This is a genomic window from Streptomyces sp. NPDC058691 (genome assembly GCF_042714775.1).
GTDB lineage: Bacteria > Actinomycetota > Actinomycetes > Streptomycetales > Streptomycetaceae > Actinacidiphila.
Window position 1 is genome coordinate 1 of record NZ_JBHXSO010000088.1, and the last position, 20,777, is coordinate 20,777.

The window sequence follows — 20,777 nt, forward strand, 5'->3', positions numbered from 1 at the left end:
CTGCAGGGGGGACCCTGTGGGAGAGTAGGACGCCGCCGAACAATTATTAGCCTCAACCCCCGAGCTCCGGCTCGGGGGTTGAGGCTTTTTTGCGTTGTGGCGGTAACCGCCTTCACAGGCGGCCGGCAGCCTTGAGCGCGAGGTACGCGTCGGCCAGTGCGGGAGCGATGTCGGCCGGCAGGGCGTCCACGACGGTGATGCCGTGACGGGAGAGGCGCTCGGCGACACGTCGACGTTCGGCTCGGGCCTGTTCGGCGGCGGCAGCCGCGTAGACCGCGTCAATGGTGCCGCGGCCCGTGGCCATGTCCTGGAGGCGGGGATCGGCGACGGAGGCGATGAGGACCTCATGGCGGTGCGTGAGCAGCGGGAGGACCGGCAGGAGACCTTCTTCCATGGGGGCGGCGTCCAAGCCGGTGAGGAGCACCACCAGGGAGCGGTGGGAGGCCCGTTGGAGGACGGCTGAGACAAGCCCTCGCGCATCGGATTCGACGAGTTCGGCGTCCAGCGGGGCCATGGCGTCGACGAAGGCGGGCAGCACGTCGCGGGCGGCGCGGCCCTGTACGGAGGCCCGTACGCGGCGATCGTAGGCGAGGAGGTCCACACGGTCGCCTGCTCGGCCCGCGAGCACTGAGAGCAGCAGAGCCGCGTCCATGGCGGCGTCCAGCCGTGGTGCGTCGCCGACGCGGCCCGCGGAGGTACGCCCTGTATCGAGGACGACGAGGATGTGCCGATCGCGTTCGGGGCGCCATGTGCGGACGGCGACGGTCGAGCGGCGGGCGGTGGCCCGCCAGTCGATGGAGCGGGTGTCGTCGCCGGGGATGTACTCGCGCAGCGAGTCGAACTCGGTTCCCTGCCCACGGATGAGGACGGATGTACGTCCGTCGAGTTCCCGCAGGCGTGCGAGGCGGGACGGGAGGTGTTTGCGGCTGTGGAAGGGCGGCAGCACGCGGACGGTCCAGGGGACGTGGTGCGAGCCCTGGCGGGCGGCCAGGCCGAGGGGGCCGAAGGAGCGGACGGTGACGCGCTCCGCGTGACGGTCACCGCGGCGGGTGGGCTCGAGGACGGTGGTGAGGCGTCGGCGCTCGCCGGCGGGGATGGTGAGTCGGTGCCGCGAGTGGGTGACCTCGGTACCGGGGCGCCAGCTGCTGGGCGGCCAGGCGTCGCGGAAGGCGCCACGAAGGGCGCGGCGACCAGGATTCGTCACGGTGAGCGTGATCTCCGCGGTCTCACCGAGTCGAACTGTTGTATCACCGGTTCGGGTGAAATGGAGCTTTCGTACTGGCGCGGCGAGGGCGAGGTCGCACAGAATTCCGAGGAGAAGGACGCCTTCGACGGCCAGGATGCCGTTCCAGCCAGGAAGGAGCACCCCGACGGCGAAGGCGCCGATCGCGGCGAGGAGGGCGGTTCGTCCGGTCAGTGCCATCGTCGGCCCGTCGTCTCAGCGGGGCACGGGGACGTGGGCGAGGACCGAGGTGATGACCGAGTCGGGGGTCGTGCCCTCCATCTCGGCCTCGGGCCGCAGTTGGATCCGGTGCCGGAGTGTGGGCAGGGCCAAGGCCTTCACGTCGTCGGGCGTGACGTAGTCGCGACCGGTGAGCCAGGCCCAGGCCCTGGCGGTGGCGAGGAGTGCGGTGGCTCCGCGGGGGGAGACGCCGAGAGCGAGTGAGGGGGATTCACGGGTGGTGCGGCAGATATCGACGATGTAGGCGGTGATGTCGGGGGAGACCGACGTCTTGGCGACCGCGGCGCGCGCGGCGTCGAGGTCGGCGGGGCCGGCAACGGGGCGGACGCCGGCGGAGTCCAGGTCGCGGGGGTTGAAGCCCTCGGCGTGCCGGGTGAGGACGTCGATCTCGGTCTCGCGGGAGGGCAGTGGGAGCACCAATTTGAGAAGGAAGCGGTCCAGTTGGGCTTCCGGGAGGGGGTAGGTGCCCTCGTACTCGACCGGGTTCTGCGTCGCCGCGACGAGGAACGGTTCCGGCAGTGGACGCGGGACGCCGTCGACGGTTACTTGGCGTTCCTCCATCGCCTCCAGGAGCGAGGCCTGGGTCTTGGGCGGCGTGCGGTTGATTTCGTCGGCGAGGAGGAGGTTGGTGAAGACAGGTCCTGCCTGGAAGGAGAACTCGGCGGTGCGGGCGTCGTAGATGAGGGAACCGGTGATGTCGCCGGGCATCAGGTCGGGCGTGAACTGCACGCGCTTGGTCTCCAGGCGGAGCGATGCGGCCAGTGTTCGCACCAGAAGCGTCTTGGCGACGCCGGGCACACCTTCGAGCAGTACGTGCCCGCGGCACAGGAGGGCCACCACCAGGCCGGTGACGGCCGGGTCCTGGCCGACGACGGCCTTGGCGATTTCGGTGCGCAGTGCCTCCAGGGAGGCGCGGGCGCTGTCGGCAGTGGGGGCGGCGCTCACGGGGTGGCTTTCCTCTCGTTGCGCAGGATGCGGCGTTCGAGTGCGTCGAGGTCGTCGGCGAGGTGCAGCAGGGCGGCGTCGTCGGCCGGGGGAGGACCGTGCAGCAGGACACGGGGGTCCGTTGCGAGATCGTCGAGCCGGGAGGCAATGGCGAGGGCGACGACGCCTGGGTCGTGGGCCTGGGACGGGGGGATGCCGAGGAGGGGAGCCAGCCGGTCGCGGGTCGCGGTGCGCAGAGCTTCGGCGGCGCGGGCGCGGGCATTGCCCCGGCGGTAGAGGCGGGCTCGGCCTTCGGTGGCCTCCGCGGCTCTGACGGTCGCGGGCAACCGTTCGGTGACGACCGGGCCGAGCCGGCGGGCCCGCCAGAGCGCGGCGAGCACGGCGGCGATGAGGAGCTGGAGGAGGGCCCAGCTCCAGCCGTCGGGGATGAGGTCGAGGAAGTTCTGCCGGCCGCCGTCGAACGCGGCCGCGTCATCGAGGGAGGGGAGGTACCAGACGAGTTGGGAGTGGGCACCGAGGATCTGCAGGGCGAGTGAGGCGTTTCCCTGGTCGGTGAGGTTCTCGTTCTGCAGGAGCGTGTGGGTTCCGAGGACGACGATGTCGCCGCCCGCTGTCGACAGCCGTACCAGGGTGGGGTTGCCGGCGCCGGTGCGGTAGCACCGGTCTGCTCCTTCGGCGGTGGTCGTGTAGGCGGTGCCGCCGAGATCGGCGTCGCCGGCGCGGACGGTGGCGGGCAGGTCGCAGCCGGCCCGGCGTGTCTGGACGGCGGTGGGGCCGGCGTAGTGGACCCCGGGAGCGAGCACGGCGACGGAGGAGTCGCTCGGGTCGAGCAGGACGGTGCGGCCATCGCCGGACCGCGCCATGGCCTTGCGCAGGAGCGACTGCTGATGTGTCGTCAGCAGGTCTGGAACGGTGACGAGAAGGGTGGTGTCCGGACCGACGGCGGCAGTGGCCTCGTCGGTGGTGGTGACGACCGTGGTTGTCACCCCGCGGTCGCCGAGGAGTTGCGCCAAGGCCCGGCTTCCTGCCGGGTCGGGAGAACGGGGGTCCAGGGCATGGTGGTTCTCACCGGACTGCAGGGCGGCGTAGAGGACGCCGAAGACCGCGAGCGCGAGGCCCGCGGCCAGGACGGCACGCCAGCGACTCCAGAGCTGATGTGCCGTGGGGGACACGGAGGTCGTGGCAGGGACCGGCGTCGTGGCCGGGGCAGCGGTCACGGGCGGGGGCCCCCGGACGGGCCTGCGGCGGTCCCGGCGAAGTGGGGCTTGCTGCGCCCCACTTGGGTGTCCAGGTCGCGGAGAGTTGTGTAGGCCTCGGGACTGCCCGGCCGGCCCCCGTAGGTGACGTCATCGAAGGTGCGGGCGGCGTCGCGGAGCGCTGCGGCGTGGGCGGGGAGGTGGCGGCCGGCGTCGGCCACGGCCTCGTCGGCCGTGCGGCCGGGACGGGGGTCGATGACGGCCCGTTCCTCCAGGGACCGGACGATCGCCCGCATCCGCTCCTGGACGGCCTCGGTCCAGGCACCGTCGCGGGCGTGCTCCTCGGCGGCGGCCCGGTGTTCCGCGGCGGTGCGCGGGGTCTCGGCGAACAGGCCGCCGTCCGGCGTGGGCTGGGAGCGAAGTCTGCCGAGCCGCAGACGGAGGACGACGATCAGCACGATGACGAGTGCGATCACCGTCACCAGGCCGACGGCGCCTCCGGGGGCGGCCCCGGAGGCGCCGTCCATCAGGTCGGCGAACTTCCGCCACACCCACTCCAGGGCGCGCTGGAGGAGGCCGGGGTCGTTCTGGTGGTAGACGGCCTTGGACAGTTCGTCCTCGGCCGCTTCGCGAGCCGGCGCGCGCGGGATGGTGACCGGAACGTCCCCCGACACCGGCGTCAGGCCCCGGTGGCCGGACTCGCGCCGGGCGCGCCCGTGGGCTCTCCGTATCCGCTGACGCCGGCGGCGCGGGCGAGGTCGATGTCCAGGGCCTCGCGGCGGATGCGCTGGTCCATGTAGAGCAGGGCCGTCACGCCCGCGCTGATCGGGAAGGTGATGGTGGATCCGATGACGGCACCGATGCCGACGATGATCAGGTAGGGCCAGCCGAGGCCGCCGGAGCTGCCCGAGGTGAAGGCGGACAGACCGTCGCCGCTGACGGCCAGGCCGACGAGCAGGAAGGGGATCTGGATGATCGACGTGATGAGGTAGACGAGCAGCGAGGAGAGCAGCTGGATACCCAGGACGCGCCACCACGAGCCGCGCACCAACTTGGCCGAGCGTGTCATCGACTTGACCACGCCCTGCTTCTCCAGCATCAGCGCGGGCGAGGCGAGGCTGAACCGGATCATCAGCCACACGACGACGATGAACGCGGCCAGACCGCCGAACAGCGCGAGGCTGAGCCCGGCACCTACGGAGTCGTTGGCGGCCAGTGCCACCCCGGGGCCGATGCCGACGGCCACGATGCCCACCCCTATGAGGGCGATCAGGAGCGTCAGTCCGAGCAGCCGGGCGAACTGGGGCCGGGCGTCGGACCAAGCCTCTCCCGTGGTGACCTGGCGGCCGAGCACGGCCCTGCTGATCACCATGGTGAGCATCGCGGTGGCGATCACCACGCCGAGCAGCGTGATGATCAAGGTGAGCCCGAGGCCCGCGAGGCTTCCGCCGACGGCGTCCGCGACGTCGCTGAGGCTGGGCTGGGGCTTGTCCTCCAAGGCGTTGATGCTGCTGTTGTCGCTCAGGGCCAGGCCCTGCACGAGTACCGACGCGGCCTGGGTGACCATGGACACCGCCAGGGCGATGCCGAGCACCGTCCGCCAGTGCGCGCGCATGGTGGACACCGCCCCGTCGAGGATCTCGCCCACCCCCAGCGGCCGCAGCGGGATGACGCCGGGCTTGGGAGATGGCGGAAGGCCCCACTGGGGCGGCTTCCAGCCGCCCTGTGCGGTGCCGCCCCAGGTGGGGGGCGGGGGCGGGCTGCCCCATCCTCCGCTTCCTGCGGCCTGCCACTGCCCGGCGGGGGGCTGCTGATGGGTCCAGTTCGGGGGCGCAGAATCCTGCGGCGTGTCGGGACCGTTCGTGTGGCCCGGCTCGTCGGAGGGGGAGGATCCGGGCGAGGCCCAGCCCGGAGAGTCGTTCATCATCGCTCCTTCGTTACTGCGCTACCCGATCGTTCAACGCCGGGACGGTGGCAATCGTGCCATGGGGTAAGTGGGCTTGTACCCGCGGATGCGGTCTGCCGCAACCGTTCAAAACGTGCTGCCGTTCACGGCAGACTGGGCAGATGGGTGATCAGTACGTGGTATCTCTGGCCAACGAAACCAAGGGGAACCCCGACGAGCCGCTCCGGGCGCTGCGTTGGGAGGAGCCGCCGGAAGGGCCCGTCCTCGTCCTGCTCGACCAGACACGCCTCCCGGCGGAGGAAGTGGAACTGGTCTGCACCGACGTGCCCGCGCTCGTCGAGGCGATCCGCGGCCTCGCCGTGCGCGGGGCGCCGCTGCTCGGCATAGCGGGCGCCTACGGCGTGGCGCTCGCCGCCGTGCGCGGTTACGACGTGGACGACGCCGCAGAAACGCTGGCGCACGCCCGGCCCACCGCAGTCAACCTCGGCTACGGCGTCAAGCGCGCCGTGGCCGCCTACCGTGCCGCCCTGACCGGCGAAGCCCATGGCGACCCCGAGCGCGCCGCGGCCGCCGCCCTCGCCGAGGCCCGCAGCCTCCACGCCGAGGACGCCGCAGCCAGCGTCGCCATGGGCAGGAACGGCCTCCAACTGCTCTCCGAGCTCCTGCCCGGCGGCGGCTACCAGATCCTCACGCACTGCAACACCGGCGCCCTCGTCTCCGGCGGCGAAGGCACCGCCTTCGCCGTCGCGCTCGCCGCCCACCGCCGCGGGCAGCTGCGCCGGCTGTGGGTCGACGAGACCCGGCCCCTGCTCCAGGGCGCCCGGCTCACCGCCTACGAGGCCGCCCGCACCGGCATGGCGTACACGCTGCTCACCGACAACGCCGCCGGTTCGCTCTTCGCCGCCGGTGAGGTCCACGCCGTGCTTGTCGGCGCCGACCGCATCGCCGCCGACGGCTCCGTCGCCAACAAGGTCGGCAGTTACCCGCTCGCCGTCCTCGCCCGGTACCACAACGTGCCCTTCGTCGTTGTGGCCCCCACCACCACGGTCGACCTGAACACCCCGGACGGGGCGTCCGTCGAGATCGAGCAGCGCCCCGGTCACGAGGTCACCGACGCGGCCGGAAGTGCCATGGCGCCGCTCGGGACGCAGGCGTACAACCCTGCGTTCGACATCACACCGCCGAGTTTGATCACGGCGATAGTCACCGAGAACGGTGTGATATCGCCGGTGACATCGGATGCGCTGGCGGCCTTGTGCTCCCCTCGTGCCCCAGGTCACGGCCGGCCACTGGGATGATCCCGGGCTGAAGCATTGAAATGGCCCCTGGCCCGCGCAGTGGCGCAGGCCAGGGGCCATGGCATCCACGTTTTCCATCACGACTCCCGCTGCCTGGTACTGCCGGTCCGTGGAACACCGGGGCACTGGCAGCCTCGGCCACCGGCCCGTCCACTGGTCATGGGTGAGGATCGCCGGCCACCGGCCCGGTCTGCACCGTCGAGCACCCATGAAGGAGTCACCATGACCACCAACCAGAAGATCGCCCTCATCACCGGGGGCAACCGCGGTCTGGGTCGCGCCAGTGCCCTGCAGCTGGCTGCGACCGGCGTCGATGTCGTGATCACGTACCGCAACAACCAGGCCGAGGCGGACGACGTCGTGGCGGCCATCGGGGCTCTGGGCCGGTCCGCGGTCGCATTGCGTCTGGACACCGGTGTCGTGAGCTCCTTCGCCGGCTTCGCCGAGCGGCTGGGCGCCGAGCTGAAGTCCCGCTGGGAGAGGGCGACCTTCGACTACCTGGTCAACAACGCCGGTCACGACCTGACGGCATCCTTCGCCGAAACCACCGAGAAGGACTTCGACGACCTCGTCGATGTCCACCTCAAGGGCGCCTTCTTCCTCACCCAGTCCCTGCTGCCGCAGCTCGCCGACGGCGGCGCCGTCGTCAACGTCTCCAGCGGGCTGACCCGCATCACCGCCCCCGGCCACGCCGCCTACGGCGCCATCAAGGGCGCGGTCGAAGTACTCACCCGCTACCAGGCGAAGGAACTCGGCGCACGCGGTATCCGGGTCAACACCATCGCGCCCGGAGCGACCGCCACCGACTTCGGCGGCGGCGGCATGAAGCACAACGAGCAGGTGCAGGCACGCATCAGCTCGCAGGTCGCCCTCGGCCGGATGGGACGGCCCGACGACATCGGCGCGGCACTCGCCGCACTGCTCTCGGACGCGAACCGGTGGATGACCGCCCAGCGCATCGAGGTCTCCGGAGGGCAGAGCCTGTGAACCCGGCCGCATCAGGTGGTGCGCATCGGGGGAGCGCCCTTCCGGGGGACCTTCGGCCCGCGTAGGTGCGCCGGAGCCACCCCGAAGTGACCTTCGTCCGAGGAGAAGGCCATACGACCCGTCGCGCAGCTCGCCATGAACCTGGCAGGGTATTGACTGTCCGGAACCGAATGTCCGGGGCCGACGTCCGTGCTTGACGTCGACGGCTCCGAACATCCCAGGTCAACGGCAGATGTCAGTGGACGGAGATCACGGCGGAGTGACGACGAACACCATGGTCAAAGCTATCGATGCGAAAATGGGATGATGGTCGCTATGAAGGGACGCGTCCTGGTCGTCGACGACGACACCGCACTGGCAGAGATGCTTGGCATCGTGCTGCGCGGCGAAGGTTTTGAGCCGTCGTTCGTGGCCGACGGTGACAAGGCCCTCGCCGCTTTCCGTGAGACCAAGCCGGATCTGGTTCTCCTCGACCTCATGCTCCCCGGGCGGGACGGCATCGACGTATGCCGTCAGATCCGGGCCGAGTCCGGGGTCCCCATCGTCATGCTCACCGCGAAGAGCGACACCGTCGACGTGGTGGTGGGTCTGGAGTCCGGCGCCGACGACTATGTGATCAAGCCGTTCAAGCCCAAGGAGCTGGTGGCCCGCGTGCGGGCCCGGCTGCGCAGGGCGGAGGAGCCGACGCCCGAGCAGCTCACCATCGGTGACCTGGTCATCGACGTGGCCGGGCACTCGGTCAAGCGGGACGGGCAGCCGATCGCGCTGACCCCGCTCGAGTTCGACCTGCTGGTCGCGCTCGCCCGCAAACCGTGGCAGGTCTTCACCCGCGAGGTGCTCCTCGAGCAGGTCTGGGGCTACCGGCACGCGGCCGACACCCGCCTGGTCAACGTCCACGTCCAGCGGCTGCGCTCCAAGGTCGAACGTGACCCCGAGCGCCCCGAGATCGTGGTGACCGTCCGCGGCGTCGGCTACAAGGCCGGACCGGGCTGATATGGCGGCCTCGTACGAGCGTGAGCGGCAGGAGAGCCGGCACGCGGACCCGCTCACGGGCCTGCTGCCGGTGCTCCGCTCGTGCGTGCGCTGGGCCCGGCGGCCGCTTCAGCCCGCCACCCGGCTGTGGCGGCGCAACATCCAGCTGCGCGTGGTCGCCACCACCCTCCTGATGTCGCTGGGCGTCGTGCTGCTCCTCGGCGTGGTCGTGATCGGCCAGGTCAAGAACGGGCTGCTCGACGCCAAGCGGCAGACCGCGCAGAGCCAGGCCGTCGGCGGCTTCGCCGTGGCCAAGGAGAAGGCCCGCAACGTCACCGACAGCGGCGACAACGGCACCGACGGGCGCAGCCAGACCGACACCGCGACCTGGCTCAACAACCTGGTCGAACAGCTCGCCAGCGGCGGTCAGGGTGTCTACTCCGTCGTCGCCCTCAGCTCCTCCAGCGCCGCACAGGGGGCCGACAGCTCCGGCACCCACGGCCCCCGCGGCTCCGGCGGGGTGTGGCCCGAGGAGAGCGTGCCCGCGAACCTGCGGCTGTCCCTCGACAGGACCTCGGACGTCTACGAGCGCTACACCGCGATGAAGAGCGACAGCGTCCCCCAGGGGGAACCCGCCCTCATCGTCGGACAGCGCCTCAACGACCCCAACGGCAAGCCCTACCAGCTGTACTACCTCTTCCCCTTCGACCAGGAGGAGAAGACCCTCGGCCTGGTCAAGGGCACCCTCGCCACCGCCGGCATCTTCGTCGTCGTCCTGCTCGGCGCCATCGCCTGGCTCGTCGTGCGCCAGGTCGTCACCCCCGTGCGCATGGCCGCCCAGATCTCCGAGCGGCTTGCCGCGGGCCATCTGCAGGAACGCATGAAGGTCACCGGTGAGGACGACATCGCCCGCCTCGGCGAGTCCTTCAACAAGATGGCGCAGACCCTCCAGGTCAAGATCCAGCAGCTGGAGGACCTGTCCCGGATGCAGCGCCGCTTCGTCTCGGACGTCTCGCACGAGCTGCGCACCCCGCTGACCACGGTCCGGATGGCCGCCGACGTCATCCACGAGGCCCGCGAGGACTTCGACCCGGCGACATCCCGCTCCGCCGAACTGCTGCAGAACCAGCTGGACCGCTTCGAGTCGATGCTCTCCGACCTGCTGGAGATCAGCCGCTTCGACGCCGGCGCCGCGGCCCTGGAAGCCGAGCCGGTCGACCTGCGCGACGTCGTGCGCCGGGTCGTCGACGGCGCCGAGCCGCTCGCCGAGCGCAAGGGCAGCCGCATCGTCATCAGCGGCGACGAGCACCCCGTGACCGTCGAGGCCGACGCACGGCGCGTCGAGCGCGTCCTGCGCAACCTCGTCGTCAACGCCGTCGAACACGGTGAGGGCCGTGACGTGCACGTCCGCATGGCGTCCGCCGGCGGCGCCGTGGCCGTCGCCGTCCGCGACTACGGCGTCGGCCTCAAGCCCGGCGAGGCCACCCGCGTCTTCAACCGTTTCTGGCGCGCCGACCCCGCCCGCGCCCGCACCACCGGCGGCACCGGTCTCGGCCTGTCCATCGCGCTGGAGGACGCCCGGCTGCACGGCGGCTGGCTGCAGGCCTGGGGGGAACCCGGCGGCGGCTCCCAGTTCCGGCTGACCCTGCCCCGCACCGGCGCCGACAGCCTGCGCGGCTCCCCGATCGCCCTCGAACCCGAGGACTCCCGCCGCAACCGCGAGCTGAACGAGGGCCCGGCGCACCGCCACACCATGCCCGCCGGCGCCACCGCGCTCGGTGCCACCGCGCTCGGCGCCGCCCTCGAAGGCGCGGCTGTCCAGCCGCACACCCCGGCCCTGCACGGCGTACCGGTGTCGCGGTTCGCCGCGCCCGCCATCCCCAACATGCCCCTCAGCCCGCCCCGGCCCGCCGCCGCGGACCCCGCCGCGCTGCCCGGCAACGGCGCCCGCGTCGTCGGCCACCGCGCCGGCAGCGGCACGGCCACCCACACCACCACCACCACGGACGAGGCGCGGGAGGACGAGAGCTGATGCGCGCGAAGGGGGGCGGCCGACCGCGGCCGGCCAAGGCGGGCATGCTCCTGGGCTGCCTTCTCGTCCTGCTCACAGGCTGCGCTTCCATGCCCGACAGCGGCGAGGTGCACCGGGTCGGCGGCGAGCAGCACGCCGATGCCGACCCCCAGGTACGCGTGTACGGGGTGAAACCGCAAAAGGGCGAGACACCGCAGGAGATCGTCAGCGGCTTCCTGGAGGCGACCACCAGCGACGAGGCGAAGTACGACACCGCCAAGCTCTACATGACCAAGCGGCAGGCGCAGCGATGGAAACCGGACTCGGCGATCACCATCCTCGCTGACAGCCCCAGCCGCGAGGTGCAGGAGCAGCCGGACGCCGCGGATGACGGCAAGGGCGACGTCGATGCCCAGATCACCCTCACCGGTGAAAGGGTCGCCGTCGTGGACGCCCGGCACGCGTACCGCGCGGAACCGGGCAGCTTCAGCAGTGGTATCCGGCTGACCAAAGAGAACGGCGAATGGCGCATCGACGGCGTCGGTGACGGGCTGGTGCTGAGCGAGGCCGACTTCACCCGCTTCTACCGCTCGGTGGACACGTACTACTTCGCCGCCCTGGGCCCCGACGCCCTCACCGGTGGCACGCGCCAAGAGGCCCTGGTCGCAGACCCCCTGTACCTGCGCAAGCGCATCAACCCGCTGAGCGCCACCGTCGACGCGCTGCTGGCCGGTCCGACCGCCTGGCTCGAACCCGTCGTCGAATCGGCCTTCTCGACCGGCATCCGCGCCACCAAGGTCTCCCTGGACGACTCCCAGCGCCTCACCGTCCGGCTCAACCGGGCGCCCTTCGGGGACAGTGGGCGCTGCCGGCGGATGGCCGCCCAGCTCATCCAGACCGTGCAGGGCATGTCCTCCCAGTCCCTGCCGTCCGTGCAGGTGCAGGGCCCCGGCGGCCGCGCCGCCTGCTCCCTGCAGAGCCAGCAGGTCGCCCACGACTACGTGCCGGAGGGGCTCGCCGCCGGGCCGGGCAACGATCAGTACTTCATCGACGCGGACCACCACCTCGTCAGGCTCAGCGGCGAGAGCACTCAGCCCGTGCCCGTGCCCGGGCCCTTCGGGACGGGGCCGCTCAAGCTGGGCACCGTCGCCGTGCGCCGCGACGAGCAGTCCGCGGCGGCGGTCTCCGAGGACGGCACCAAGCTCTTCGTGGCCCCGCTGGACGACGGTGGCGAACCCGGCGAGGCCGTGCTGACCAGCCGTGCCGCCGACAAGGACAACCGGCTGAGCGCCCCCAGCTGGGACGGTTACGGCGACCTGTGGGTCGCCGACCGCGACCCGAACCGCCCCCGGCTGGTCATGTTCCGGCACGGGGACGACAAGCCCGTCGACGTCGCGGTGCCGGATCTCGGCAACGGGCGGCGCATCGAGTCGCTGCGCGTGGCCGCCGACGGCGTCCGCATCGCCCTGGTGGTGAGCGAGAACAAGCACAAGACGCTGCAGATCGGCCGCATCGAACGCACCGGGCCCTCCGACACCCCGCAGATCGCCGTCGCCGAGCTGCGCCAGGTGACCTCGCAGCTGGAGGACGTCATAGCGGCTTCCTGGGCCGGGGTGAGCCGGCTGGTGGTCGTGGGCCAGGAGACCGGGGGCGTCCCCCAGATCCAGTACGTCGACGCGGACGGATCGGCCTCCTTTACCCCGAGCCTGCCCGGCATCAGCGGCGTCAAGTCGGTGGCCGCCTCCGAGAACCAGGACAAGCCGCTGCTCGCGGAACTTAACGGCGGCATCTTCCGGCTGCCCCCGGACGCGAACTGGAAGGAAGTCACTCCCAAGGGCACCGCGCCGGTCTATCCGGGCTGAGCCGGCGGGCGCCGTACGGGCGTCGGGCGTACAGCGCCGTACGGTGCCGGACCGGGCCGTCGGGCGTCGCGCGCGAGGGGGCCTTCTCCACGGTGCCCCGGCCTCCCGCGAAGCTTTACCCACAGGAGTTATCCACAGGCCTGTGGACGACCCTGGTGGATATCGCCCCCACCCGGCATCGTTGTGTCATGCGAGGCCTACGGGGATGGTGGCGCGAGATCGCGGGACTGGTGCTGCCGGGGGAGTGCGCGGGCTGCGGCGCGCCGCGTACCGCGCTGTGCGAGGAGTGCGGGGCGACGCTGTATGAGCCGGGGGCGCGGCGCGTGCGGCCCGACCCGCCGCCCGCGGGGCTCCCGGAGGTGTGGGCCGCGGCGGTCTATGCCGACCAGCCGCGCGCGGTGCTGCTCGCGCACAAGGAGCGCGGCGCCCTCGGGCTGGCGCGCCCGCTGGGCGCGGCGCTGGCGGGCGCCGTCTACGCGGCGGTGAGGGGAGGGGGTGGGGGTGGGGCCCCCGAAGCCGGGCCACTTCTCCTCGTCCCCGTCCCCTCCTCCCGCCGGGCCGTCGCCGCCCGTGGCCACGACGCGACCCGCCGGATGGCCCGCGCCGCCGCCGGCGAACTGCGCCGGGACGGGCTCCCGGTGCGGACCGCCGCGGTGCTGCGGCAGCGCCGCCCCGTCGCGGACCAGGCCGGTCTCGGCGCCCCTGACCGCCTCGCCAACCTCTCCGGAGCACTGGAGGCCGTCCCCGGCGCCGCCGGACTGCTCACGCGGACTCCGGCGGTCCTCGTGGACGACCTGATGACCACCGGAGCCTCCCTGGTGGCCGCCGCCCGGGCCGTCGAGGCGTCCGGCGGCCGCGTCCTGGCCGCCGCGGTGATCGGTGGCCCGGCCCCGCTGCGCCGCCGAACGGAGTAGCGGGTCGCCGCGATCGAAGGCGTGGCGCCGCCGGACCCGGACCGGTCCGCGGCACCGCCCGGACGTGCCGGGGGACAGCGCGCCCGGCGTTCGGGAACGGGCCCGCACGTCCTCGCGCGCGGGTGGTCACCCCCGCGCGCCGGTAAGCGGAACCCCTCAGGCACCGGCGATGTTGCAGGTCGCGCAACCGCCATTTCACCCGAACGGAGGTATAGCGCCGCTGGGGGTGCCGACCGTGGTGCTCCGGGTCTATGTTCGGTTGTATGGGACGGAGCCACCTGTGATGGCCCGCCGTTCCGCGTACTGCGGGTTGTGGTTCACCCACCGTTCAGTGGATGTTGATCTTTCTCCCGGGGGAGGAGGAGGTGAGAGTCGCGGCTTCGCCGCCCCGGAGGCCTCCGGAGGTGCGCGGAGCGGCAACGAACGTCGACGCCGGGCGGGACCTGGTGCCCGCCGGCCTCAGCGCAAGGGATCCGTCCTGTGCGAACGGGGCGATCCGGGAACGGAGTTCTGCGTGGACATCGTCGTCAAGGGCCGCAAGACCGAGGTGCCCGAGCGGTTCCGGAAGCATGTGAGCGAGAAACTGGACAAGATCCAGAAGCTCGACGGCAAGGTGATCAGCCTCGAAGTCGAGGTGTCCAAGGAGCCGAATCCCCGGCAGGCGGACCGCTCCGACCGGGTGGAGATCACGTTGCTCTCGCGTGGACCGGTGATCCGGGCCGAGGCCGCCGCTACGGATCCGTATGCGGCGCTCGACCTCGCGGTGAGCAAGCTCGAGGCGCGACTGCGCAAGGCCGCCGACAAGCGCAGGGTGCACCACCGCGGCGGGAGCCGCGCAACCCTGAGCGTCGCGGAGGCGACGGCCGTCCTGGCCGCCGAGGAGTCCAACGGCACCCGGCCCGCGGACGAGTCCGCCGCCGGTGTGCCCACCACCAAGATGGGTTCCCTGGAGGTCCAGGGCGAAGGCCCGCTGGTGGTGCGTGAGAAGACGCACGCGGCAGCACCGATGACGCTCGACCAGGCGCTCTACGAGATGGAACTGATCGGGCACGACTTCTATCTGTTCATCGACTCCGACACGGAACAACCGAGTGTCGTCTACCGGCGGCACGGCTACGACTACGGCGTCATCCACCTCAAGGCGGACCCTTCCGTCATGGTGGCGCCGGCCGGTGCGGGAGGAGCGTTGCGCCGGTGATGTGACGGACTCGGGTGGCGCCCCTGGGCGGGAAAGGACCTCCGCCTGGGGGTGTCGCCATGCTGTGGCATGGAATCATGGCCGGGCAGCCGACTTTCGGGCCGCATCGCCCGGTTGTCCCGGCGCGAACGTGCACAAAAGGGTGCAACGACCACGGGCAGCCGGCCCGAGGGGGAGGAACCGATGGCCGACAGCTTCGAGCCCGCGCCGTCCGGTGCGGCGGAACCCGGTGGCGGGGCCGCGCAGGACGCGGGCGCGAACGGCGCGCATGGCACGGCCGGTGCGCCGCGCAAGGAGCCCATCAGGGTCCTTGTGGTGGACGACCACGCGCTCTTCCGGCGCGGTCTGGAGATCGTGCTCGCACAGGAGGAGGACATCCAGGTCATCGGTGAGGCCGGGGACGGCGCGGAGGCGACGGAGAAGGCCGCCGACCTGCTCCCCGACATCGTGCTGATGGATGTGCGGATGCCGAGGCGGGGCGGGATCGAGGCCTGCACCTCCATCAAGGAGGTGGCGCCGAGCGCGAAGATCATCATGCTGACGATGAGCGACGAGGAGGCCGACCTCTACGAGGCGATCAAGGCCGGCGCCACCGGTTATCTCCTCAAGGAGATCTCCACGGACGAGGTCGCCACCGCGATCCGCGCGGTGGCCGACGGGCAGTCACAGATCAGCCCGTCCATGGCGTCCAAGCTGCTCACCGAGTTCAAGTCGATGATCCAGCGCACCGACGAGCGCCGGCTCGTCCCGGCTCCCCGGCTGACCGACCGTGAGCTGGAGGTACTGAAGCTCGTCGCGACGGGGATGAACAACCGGGACATCGCGAAGGAACTCTTCATCAGCGAGAACACGGTGAAGAACCACGTGCGCAACATCCTGGAGAAGCTCCAGTTGCACTCGCGCATGGAGGCCGTGGTGTACGCGATGCGGGAGAAGATCCTGGAGATCCGCTAGGGGTCGGGCCGATGGGCTGGACCCCCACTGGGCTCACGCCACCGCGGCCCTGAGTGCCGCTGCCAGCGCGGGGTCGTCCAGCCGCTCGATGCGGACGCTGTCGCAGCCGACCCACTCCGCCGCTTCGCGCAGCGCCTGGGCCATGGGCTCCACAGCGCGCGCGGAGTCGAGGGTGACCTGACGGGCGATCAGGGTGCTGCCCTCGCGGGCCGGGTCGGCGCGTCCGACGAGCCGGCCGCCGGACAGCAGCGGCATCGCGAAGTAGCCGTGGATGCGCTGGGGTTTGGGGACGTACGCCTCCAGGCGGTGCGTGAAGCCGAAGACGCGCTCGGTGCGGGGCCGGTCCCAGATCAGGGAGTCGAAGGGCGACAGCAGGGTCGTCCGGTGCCGGCCGCCGCGCGAGAGCTCCGCCAGGGCGGCGGGGTCGGCCCACGCGGGCTTGCCCCAGCCCTCGACCTCGACCGGTACCAGGCCGGTGCCGGCGATGACGGCGTCCACCTGCTCACCCTTGACCCGGTGGTAGTCGGCGAGGTCGGCGCGGGTGGCGACGCCCATGGCCGCCCCGGCCTGGGCCACCAGCCGGCGCAGGCACTCGGCGTCGTCGATGTCGTCGTGGAACAGGGCGTCCGGGACGGCGCGTTCGGCGAGGTCGTAGACCCGCTTCCAGCCGCGCCGCCGGGTGCAGACCACGTCACCGGTGTCGAGCAGCCACTCCACCGCGATCTTCGTCTCGGACCAGTCCCACCAGGGGCCGCCGTTCTTGGCCCCGCCGAGTTCGGTCGAGGTGAGCGGCCCGTCGGCCTTGAGCCGGTCCAGCACGGCGGCGATGGAGCGTTCGGCGTCCTGCAGCACGTGCCAGCGGTGGCCGCGGGCCCGGCGGGCGCGGCGGCGGAAGGCGAAGTGCGGCCATTCCTCGACGGGCAGGATGCACGCGGCGTGCGACCAGTACTCGAAAGCGTGGTTCTCGGTCCAGTACGCCGTCTCGACCGCGGTCCTGCCGACCGCGCCCAGCCGTGCGTACGGGATGAGCTCGTGCGAGCGCGCGAGGACGGAGATGGTGTCGAGCTGCACAGCGCCGAGCCGCCGCAGTATGCCGCGCACCCCGCCCCGGCGGTCCGGGGCGCCGAGGAATCCCTGGGCTCGCAGCGCCATACGGCGGGCTTCGTCGGCGGAGAGGGACGCGGGCTTGTTCATGCGCCCCAGCGTAGAAGCAGGGTCCGACAGTCCGTCCTGGCGGCCCCGGCCAGGTTCGCCGCTGCGCCGCGGGGTCACTCGCCCGGGTAAGGCAGGTACGCCGCTCCGCCGTCCAGCCCGAGGTCGGAGGGGAGCAGCGAGCCGGTCCAGGCGTCCCGCCGGGTCCCTTGGTGGACGATCCGGGCGCGCAGGGTGCCCTCCATCCGGAATCCCAGCTTGAGGGCGACCGCGCGGGAGCCGTGGTTGCCGGCCTCGGCGTACCACTCCAGCCGCTCGACGCCCAGGTCGGTGAGGGCCCAGCGGGCCACGGCCGTCGCGGCTTCGGTGGTCAGGCCGCGGCCGCGGTGCTCCTTGGCGGTCCAGTAGCCGAGTTCGGCCTGGCGTTCCATGGACTGCAGCTGCTCCAGCCGCACCAGTCCCATGGCACCCACGAGTCGTCCCTCGTCCCGGGTGACCGCCGCGAAGTTGTAGACCAGGTCGTCGCGCCAGCCCTCGGTGCAGATGCGGCCGACGAAGTCCTCGGCGTGCTCGCGCGTGTAGGGGGACGGTACCGAGGTCCAGCGCGGGATGTCGGGGTCCTGGCAGGCGGTGAGGACGGCGTCCGTGTCGTCCGGCCCGAAGGGGCGGAGCAGCAGGTGCGTGGTGGTGAGGGTTATCGGTTCCATGCGGCCTCCATGTGCGGGAGTATCCCGGAACGGGGGGTCGGTCACGACCGGATATCGCCGCTCGGGGCCGCGGTTCGCGGCTGAGAACCGCCCGGCTTGGTGACGGACCTCCCGGCCTGCTGGGGTCCTCGCTTACGATGGCCGTTGCAGCGCGGTGTGACCCGCTGTGCCCAGCGCGAGAACCCGTGCCAGGCCCGACCGGCAAGGAGCCAGCCTACGTGTCCGTCCTCAACAAGATCCTGCGTGCAGGCGAAGGCAAGATCCTGCGCAAGCTGCACCGCATCGCGGACCAGGTCAATTCCATTGAAGAGGACTTCGTCAATCTGACGGACGCCGAGCTGCGGGCCCTCACGGACGAGTACAAGCAGCGTTACGCCGACGGCGAGAGCCTGGACGACCTGCTCCCCGAGGCGTTCGCCACCGTCCGCGAGGCCGCCAAGCGTGTCCTGGGGCAGCGCCACTACGACGTCCAGCTGATGGGCGGTGCCGCCCTGCACCTCGGCTACGTCGCCGAGATGCGCACCGGCGAAGGAAAGACCCTGGTCGGCACGCTGCCGACGTATCTGAACGCGCTGTCCGGCAAGGGCGTGCACCTGATCACCACGAACGACTACCTCGCCGAGCGCGACTCGGAGTGGATGGGCCGGGTGCACCGCTTCCTGGGCCTGGAGGTCGGCTGCATCCTGGCGAACATGAACCCGGGGCAGCGCCGGGAGCAGTACGCCTGCGACATCACCTACGGCACCAACAACGAGTTCGGCTTCGACTACCTGCGCGACAACATGGCGTGGTCGAAGGACGAACTGGTGCAGCGCGGTCACTTCTTCGCGGTGGTCGACGAGGTGGACTCGATCCTCATCGACGAGGCCCGTACCCCGCTGATCATCTCCGGCCCGGCGGACCAGGCCACCAAGTGGTACTCGGACTTCGCGCGCCTGGTGACCCGCCTGAAGCCGGGCGAGGCCGGCAGCATGGGCAAGGCGGAGACCGGCGACTACGACTTCGACGAGAAGAAGCGCACCGTCGCCATCCACGAGACCGGTGTCTCGAAGGTCGAGGACTGGCTGGGCATCGACAACCTCTACGAGTCGGTGAACACCCCGCTGGTGGGCTACCTGAACAACGCCATCAAGGCCAAGGAGCTCTACAAGAAGGACAAGGACTACGTCGTCATGGACGGCGAAGTCATGATCGTCGACGAGCACACCGGCCGTATCCTCGCCGGCCGCCGCTACAACGAGGGCATGCACCAGGCGATCGAGGCGAAGGAGGGGGTGGAGATCAAGGACGAGAACCAGACGCTCGCCACGATCACCCTCCAGAACTTCTTCCGCCTCTACGACAAGCTCTCCGGCATGACCGGTACGGCGATGACCGAGGCCGCCGAGTTCCACCAGATCTACAAGCTCGGCGTGGTCCCGATCCCGACGAACCGCCCCGTGAGCCGCCAGGACCGTGCGGACCTGATCTACCGCACCGAGGAGGCGAAGTTCGCGGCGGTGGTCGAGGACATCGTCGAGAAGCACGAGAAGGGCCAGCCGGTCCTGGTCGGCACGACCTCGGTGGAGAAGTCCGAGTACCTGTCGCAGCAGCTGAACAAGCGCGGCGTCCCGCACGAGGTGCTCAACGCCAAGCAGCACGAGCGCGAGGCGTCGATCGTCGCGCAGGCGGGCCGCAAGGGCGCCGTCACGGTGGCCACCAACATGGCCGGCCGCGGCACCGACATCAAGCTCGGCGGCAACCCGGACGACCTCGCCGAGGCGGAGCTGCGCCAGCGCGGCCTGGACCCGGTGGAGCACGTCGAGGAGTGGGCGCACGCGCTGCCCGAGGCGCTGGAGCGCGCCGAGGCGGCGGTCAAGGCCGAGTTCGAGGAGGTCAAGGAGCTCGGCGGCCTCTACGTGCTGGGCACCGAGCGCCACGAGTCGCGGCGCATCGACAACCAGCTGCGCGGCCGCTCCGGTCGTCAGGGCGACCCGGGCGAGTCCCGCTTCTACCTCTCGCTCGGTGACGACCTGATGCGTCTGTTCAAGGCGCAGATGGTGGAGCGCGTCATGGCGATGGCGAACGTGCCGGACGACGTGCCGATCGAGAACAAGATGGTCACCCGCGCCATCGCCTCCGCCCAGTCGCAGGTCGAGCAGCAGAACTTCGAGATCCGCAAGAACGTCCTGAAGTACGACGAGGTGCTCAACCGGCAGCGCGAGGTCATCTACGGCGAGCGCCGCCGCGTCCTGGAGGGCGAGGACCTGCACGAGCAGGTGCGTCACTTCATGGACGACACGATCGACGACTACATCGCGATCGAGACCGCCGAGGGCTTCGCCGAGGACTGGGACCTGGACCGGCTGTGGGGCGCCTTCAAGCAGCTCTACCCGATCACGGTGACGGTGGACGACCTGGAGGAGGCCGCCGGCGACCGGGCGGGCATCACCGCCGAGTTCATCGGCGAGATGGTCAAGGACGACATCCACGAGCAGTACGACGGGCGGGAGAAGCAGCTCGGCGAGGAGATCATGCGCGAGCTGGAGCGGCGCGTGGTGCTGTCGGTGCTGGACCGCAAGTGGCGTGAGCACCTGTACGAGATGGACTACCTGCAGGAGGGCATCGGCCTGCGGGCGATGGCGCAGCGCGACCCGCTGGTGGAGTACCAGCGCGAGGGCTACGACATGTTCAAGGCCATGATGGACGGCATCAAGGAGGAGTCCGTCGGCTACCTGTTCAACCTGGAGGTCCAGGTCGAGCAGCAGGTCGAGGAGGTGCCGGTGGACGCCGGTGCCGAGGACATGGTGCCGACGCTGATCAAGCAGGACGCCCGTCCGGAGATCCGCGCCAAGGGCCTGGAGGCCCCCAAGCGCGCGGACCGGCTGCACTTCTCCGCCCCGACCGTGGACGGCGAGGGCGGCGTCGTGCAGGGCGAGTTCGACAACGGCGACAGCGACATCCCCGAGTCGGACGGCCTGACCCGGGCGGAGCGCCGCCGCGCGGCCAAGGGCGGCCGGCGCCGCAAGAAGTAGTCAGTAGTGGAGGGCGGCAGTCGCGGTGACCGCGGCGGCCGCCCGTCCGGCCGGGGCCGGACTCCTTAGGGAGTCCGGCCCCCCCCCCGGTATGAGCCGCCCCACCACCGGGGCCGCGCCCCCCCCCCCCCCCGCCCCCCGCCCCCCCGGCCACCCCCCCCCCCCCACCCCCCCCCGCCCCCCCCCCCGGCCCCCCCCC

At 71.4% G+C, this 20,777-nt stretch carries 16 protein-coding genes; 9 read left to right on the forward strand and 7 right to left on the reverse strand.

What is annotated here, in order from left to right:
- Positions 1–112: 112 nt before the first annotated feature.
- Genes ACFWVC_RS35985 through ACFWVC_RS36005 form a run of 5 tightly spaced genes read right to left on the reverse strand, consistent with a single transcriptional unit; the run spans position 113 to position 5,527 of the window.
- Positions 113–1,423, reverse strand: coding sequence for a DUF58 domain-containing protein (locus tag ACFWVC_RS35985; RefSeq protein WP_384297508.1), 1,311 nt, complete (start codon positions 1,421–1,423; stop codon positions 113–115).
- A gap of 15 nt (positions 1,424–1,438) precedes the next feature.
- A complete protein-coding gene (locus tag ACFWVC_RS35990; protein WP_384297512.1) occupies positions 1,439–2,407 on the reverse strand; it encodes an AAA family ATPase in 969 nt (322 codons plus the stop codon).
- Complete coding sequence (locus tag ACFWVC_RS35995; RefSeq protein WP_384297515.1) at positions 2,404–3,579, reverse strand: DUF4350 domain-containing protein; 1,176 nt, start codon at positions 3,577–3,579, stop codon at positions 2,404–2,406. The genes ACFWVC_RS35990 and ACFWVC_RS35995 overlap by 4 nt, the downstream gene beginning before the upstream one ends.
- Before the next feature lie 41 nt (positions 3,580–3,620).
- Positions 3,621–4,277 (reverse strand): DUF4129 domain-containing protein, encoded by a 657-nt coding sequence (locus tag ACFWVC_RS36000; RefSeq protein ID WP_384297517.1) that lies wholly within the window; start codon positions 4,275–4,277, stop codon positions 3,621–3,623.
- Positions 4,278–4,282: 5 nt separating this feature from the next.
- Positions 4,283–5,527, reverse strand: a complete 1,245-nt coding sequence (locus ACFWVC_RS36005) for a hypothetical protein (RefSeq protein WP_384297521.1) — start codon at positions 5,525–5,527, stop codon at positions 4,283–4,285.
- A 143-nt stretch (positions 5,528–5,670) separates the two neighbouring features.
- On the opposite strand from ACFWVC_RS36005, the gene mtnA reads away from it, so the two are divergent.
- The 8 genes from mtnA to ACFWVC_RS36045 all read left to right on the forward strand — a co-directional run bounded on the left by mtnA (position 5,671) and on the right by ACFWVC_RS36045 (position 15,705).
- Positions 5,671–6,807, forward strand: coding sequence for an S-methyl-5-thioribose-1-phosphate isomerase (mtnA, locus tag ACFWVC_RS36010; protein WP_384297524.1), 1,137 nt, complete (start codon positions 5,671–5,673; stop codon positions 6,805–6,807).
- A 222-nt stretch (positions 6,808–7,029) separates the two neighbouring features.
- The gene (locus ACFWVC_RS36015) at positions 7,030–7,794 is read left to right on the forward strand and encodes an SDR family NAD(P)-dependent oxidoreductase (protein WP_384297527.1); all 765 of its coding nucleotides are present in this window, start codon (positions 7,030–7,032) and stop codon (positions 7,792–7,794) included.
- A gap of 303 nt (positions 7,795–8,097) precedes the next feature.
- The gene (gene mtrA / locus ACFWVC_RS36020) at positions 8,098–8,787 is read left to right on the forward strand and encodes a two-component system response regulator MtrA (RefSeq protein ID WP_078620260.1); all 690 of its coding nucleotides are present in this window, start codon (positions 8,098–8,100) and stop codon (positions 8,785–8,787) included.
- Between the two features lies 1 nt (position 8,788).
- Entirely contained in the window at positions 8,789–10,798 is a 2,010-nt protein-coding gene (gene mtrB, locus ACFWVC_RS36025) for an MtrAB system histidine kinase MtrB (protein WP_384297531.1), read from the forward strand.
- 89 nt (positions 10,799–10,887) lie between these two features.
- On the forward strand, positions 10,888–12,639 hold the full coding sequence (locus tag ACFWVC_RS36030; protein WP_384297533.1) for an LpqB family beta-propeller domain-containing protein: 1,752 nt from the start codon (positions 10,888–10,890) through the stop codon (positions 12,637–12,639).
- A gap of 188 nt (positions 12,640–12,827) precedes the next feature.
- Positions 12,828–13,553, forward strand: coding sequence for a ComF family protein (locus ACFWVC_RS36035; protein ID WP_384297535.1), 726 nt, complete (start codon positions 12,828–12,830; stop codon positions 13,551–13,553).
- 514 nt (positions 13,554–14,067) lie between these two features.
- A complete protein-coding gene (hpf, locus tag ACFWVC_RS36040) occupies positions 14,068–14,751 on the forward strand; it encodes a ribosome hibernation-promoting factor, HPF/YfiA family (RefSeq protein ID WP_384297537.1) in 684 nt (227 codons plus the stop codon).
- A gap of 183 nt (positions 14,752–14,934) precedes the next feature.
- Positions 14,935–15,705 (forward strand): response regulator, encoded by a 771-nt coding sequence (locus tag ACFWVC_RS36045; RefSeq protein ID WP_384297539.1) that lies wholly within the window; start codon positions 14,935–14,937, stop codon positions 15,703–15,705.
- A 33-nt stretch (positions 15,706–15,738) separates the two neighbouring features.
- On the opposite strand, the gene ACFWVC_RS36050 is transcribed toward ACFWVC_RS36045, so the two are convergent.
- Together ACFWVC_RS36050 and ACFWVC_RS36055 are read right to left on the reverse strand one after the other, a co-directional pair.
- Entirely contained in the window at positions 15,739–16,899 is a 1,161-nt protein-coding gene (locus ACFWVC_RS36050) for a winged helix-turn-helix domain-containing protein (RefSeq protein ID WP_384297541.1), read from the reverse strand.
- A 74-nt stretch (positions 16,900–16,973) separates the two neighbouring features.
- The gene (locus ACFWVC_RS36055) at positions 16,974–17,564 is read right to left on the reverse strand and encodes a GNAT family N-acetyltransferase (protein ID WP_384297543.1); all 591 of its coding nucleotides are present in this window, start codon (positions 17,562–17,564) and stop codon (positions 16,974–16,976) included.
- 218 nt (positions 17,565–17,782) lie between these two features.
- Here ACFWVC_RS36055 and secA point away from each other — a divergent pair, with 218 nt between their 5' ends.
- The gene (gene secA / locus ACFWVC_RS36060) at positions 17,783–20,578 is read left to right on the forward strand and encodes a preprotein translocase subunit SecA (RefSeq protein ID WP_384297545.1); all 2,796 of its coding nucleotides are present in this window, start codon (positions 17,783–17,785) and stop codon (positions 20,576–20,578) included.
- Positions 20,579–20,777 lie beyond the last annotated feature (199 nt).

What these genes read in the sequence shown, in the direction of transcription:
- ACFWVC_RS35985 (WP_384297508.1), bottom strand. Translation starts at nt 1,423, where the DNA reads ATGGCACTGACCGGACGAACCGCCCTCCTCGCCGCGATCGGCGCCTTC.
- mtnA (WP_384297524.1), top strand. Translation starts at nt 5,671, where the DNA reads ATGGGTGATCAGTACGTGGTATCTCTGGCCAACGAAACCAAGGGGAAC.
- ACFWVC_RS36035 (WP_384297535.1), top strand. Translation starts at nt 12,828, where the DNA reads ATGCGAGGCCTACGGGGATGGTGGCGCGAGATCGCGGGACTGGTGCTG.
- ACFWVC_RS36045 (WP_384297539.1), top strand. Translation starts at nt 14,935, where the DNA reads ATGGCCGACAGCTTCGAGCCCGCGCCGTCCGGTGCGGCGGAACCCGGT.
- ACFWVC_RS36030 (WP_384297533.1), top strand. Translation starts at nt 10,888, where the DNA reads ATGCCCGACAGCGGCGAGGTGCACCGGGTCGGCGGCGAGCAGCACGCC.
- mtrB (WP_384297531.1), top strand. Translation starts at nt 8,789, where the DNA reads ATGGCGGCCTCGTACGAGCGTGAGCGGCAGGAGAGCCGGCACGCGGAC.
- mtrA (WP_078620260.1), top strand. Translation starts at nt 8,098, where the DNA reads ATGATGGTCGCTATGAAGGGACGCGTCCTGGTCGTCGACGACGACACC.
- ACFWVC_RS36005 (WP_384297521.1), bottom strand. Translation starts at nt 5,527, where the DNA reads ATGAACGACTCTCCGGGCTGGGCCTCGCCCGGATCCTCCCCCTCCGAC.
- ACFWVC_RS36015 (WP_384297527.1), top strand. Translation starts at nt 7,030, where the DNA reads ATGACCACCAACCAGAAGATCGCCCTCATCACCGGGGGCAACCGCGGT.
- ACFWVC_RS36055 (WP_384297543.1), bottom strand. Translation starts at nt 17,564, where the DNA reads ATGGAACCGATAACCCTCACCACCACGCACCTGCTGCTCCGCCCCTTC.
- ACFWVC_RS36050 (WP_384297541.1), bottom strand. Translation starts at nt 16,899, where the DNA reads ATGAACAAGCCCGCGTCCCTCTCCGCCGACGAAGCCCGCCGTATGGCG.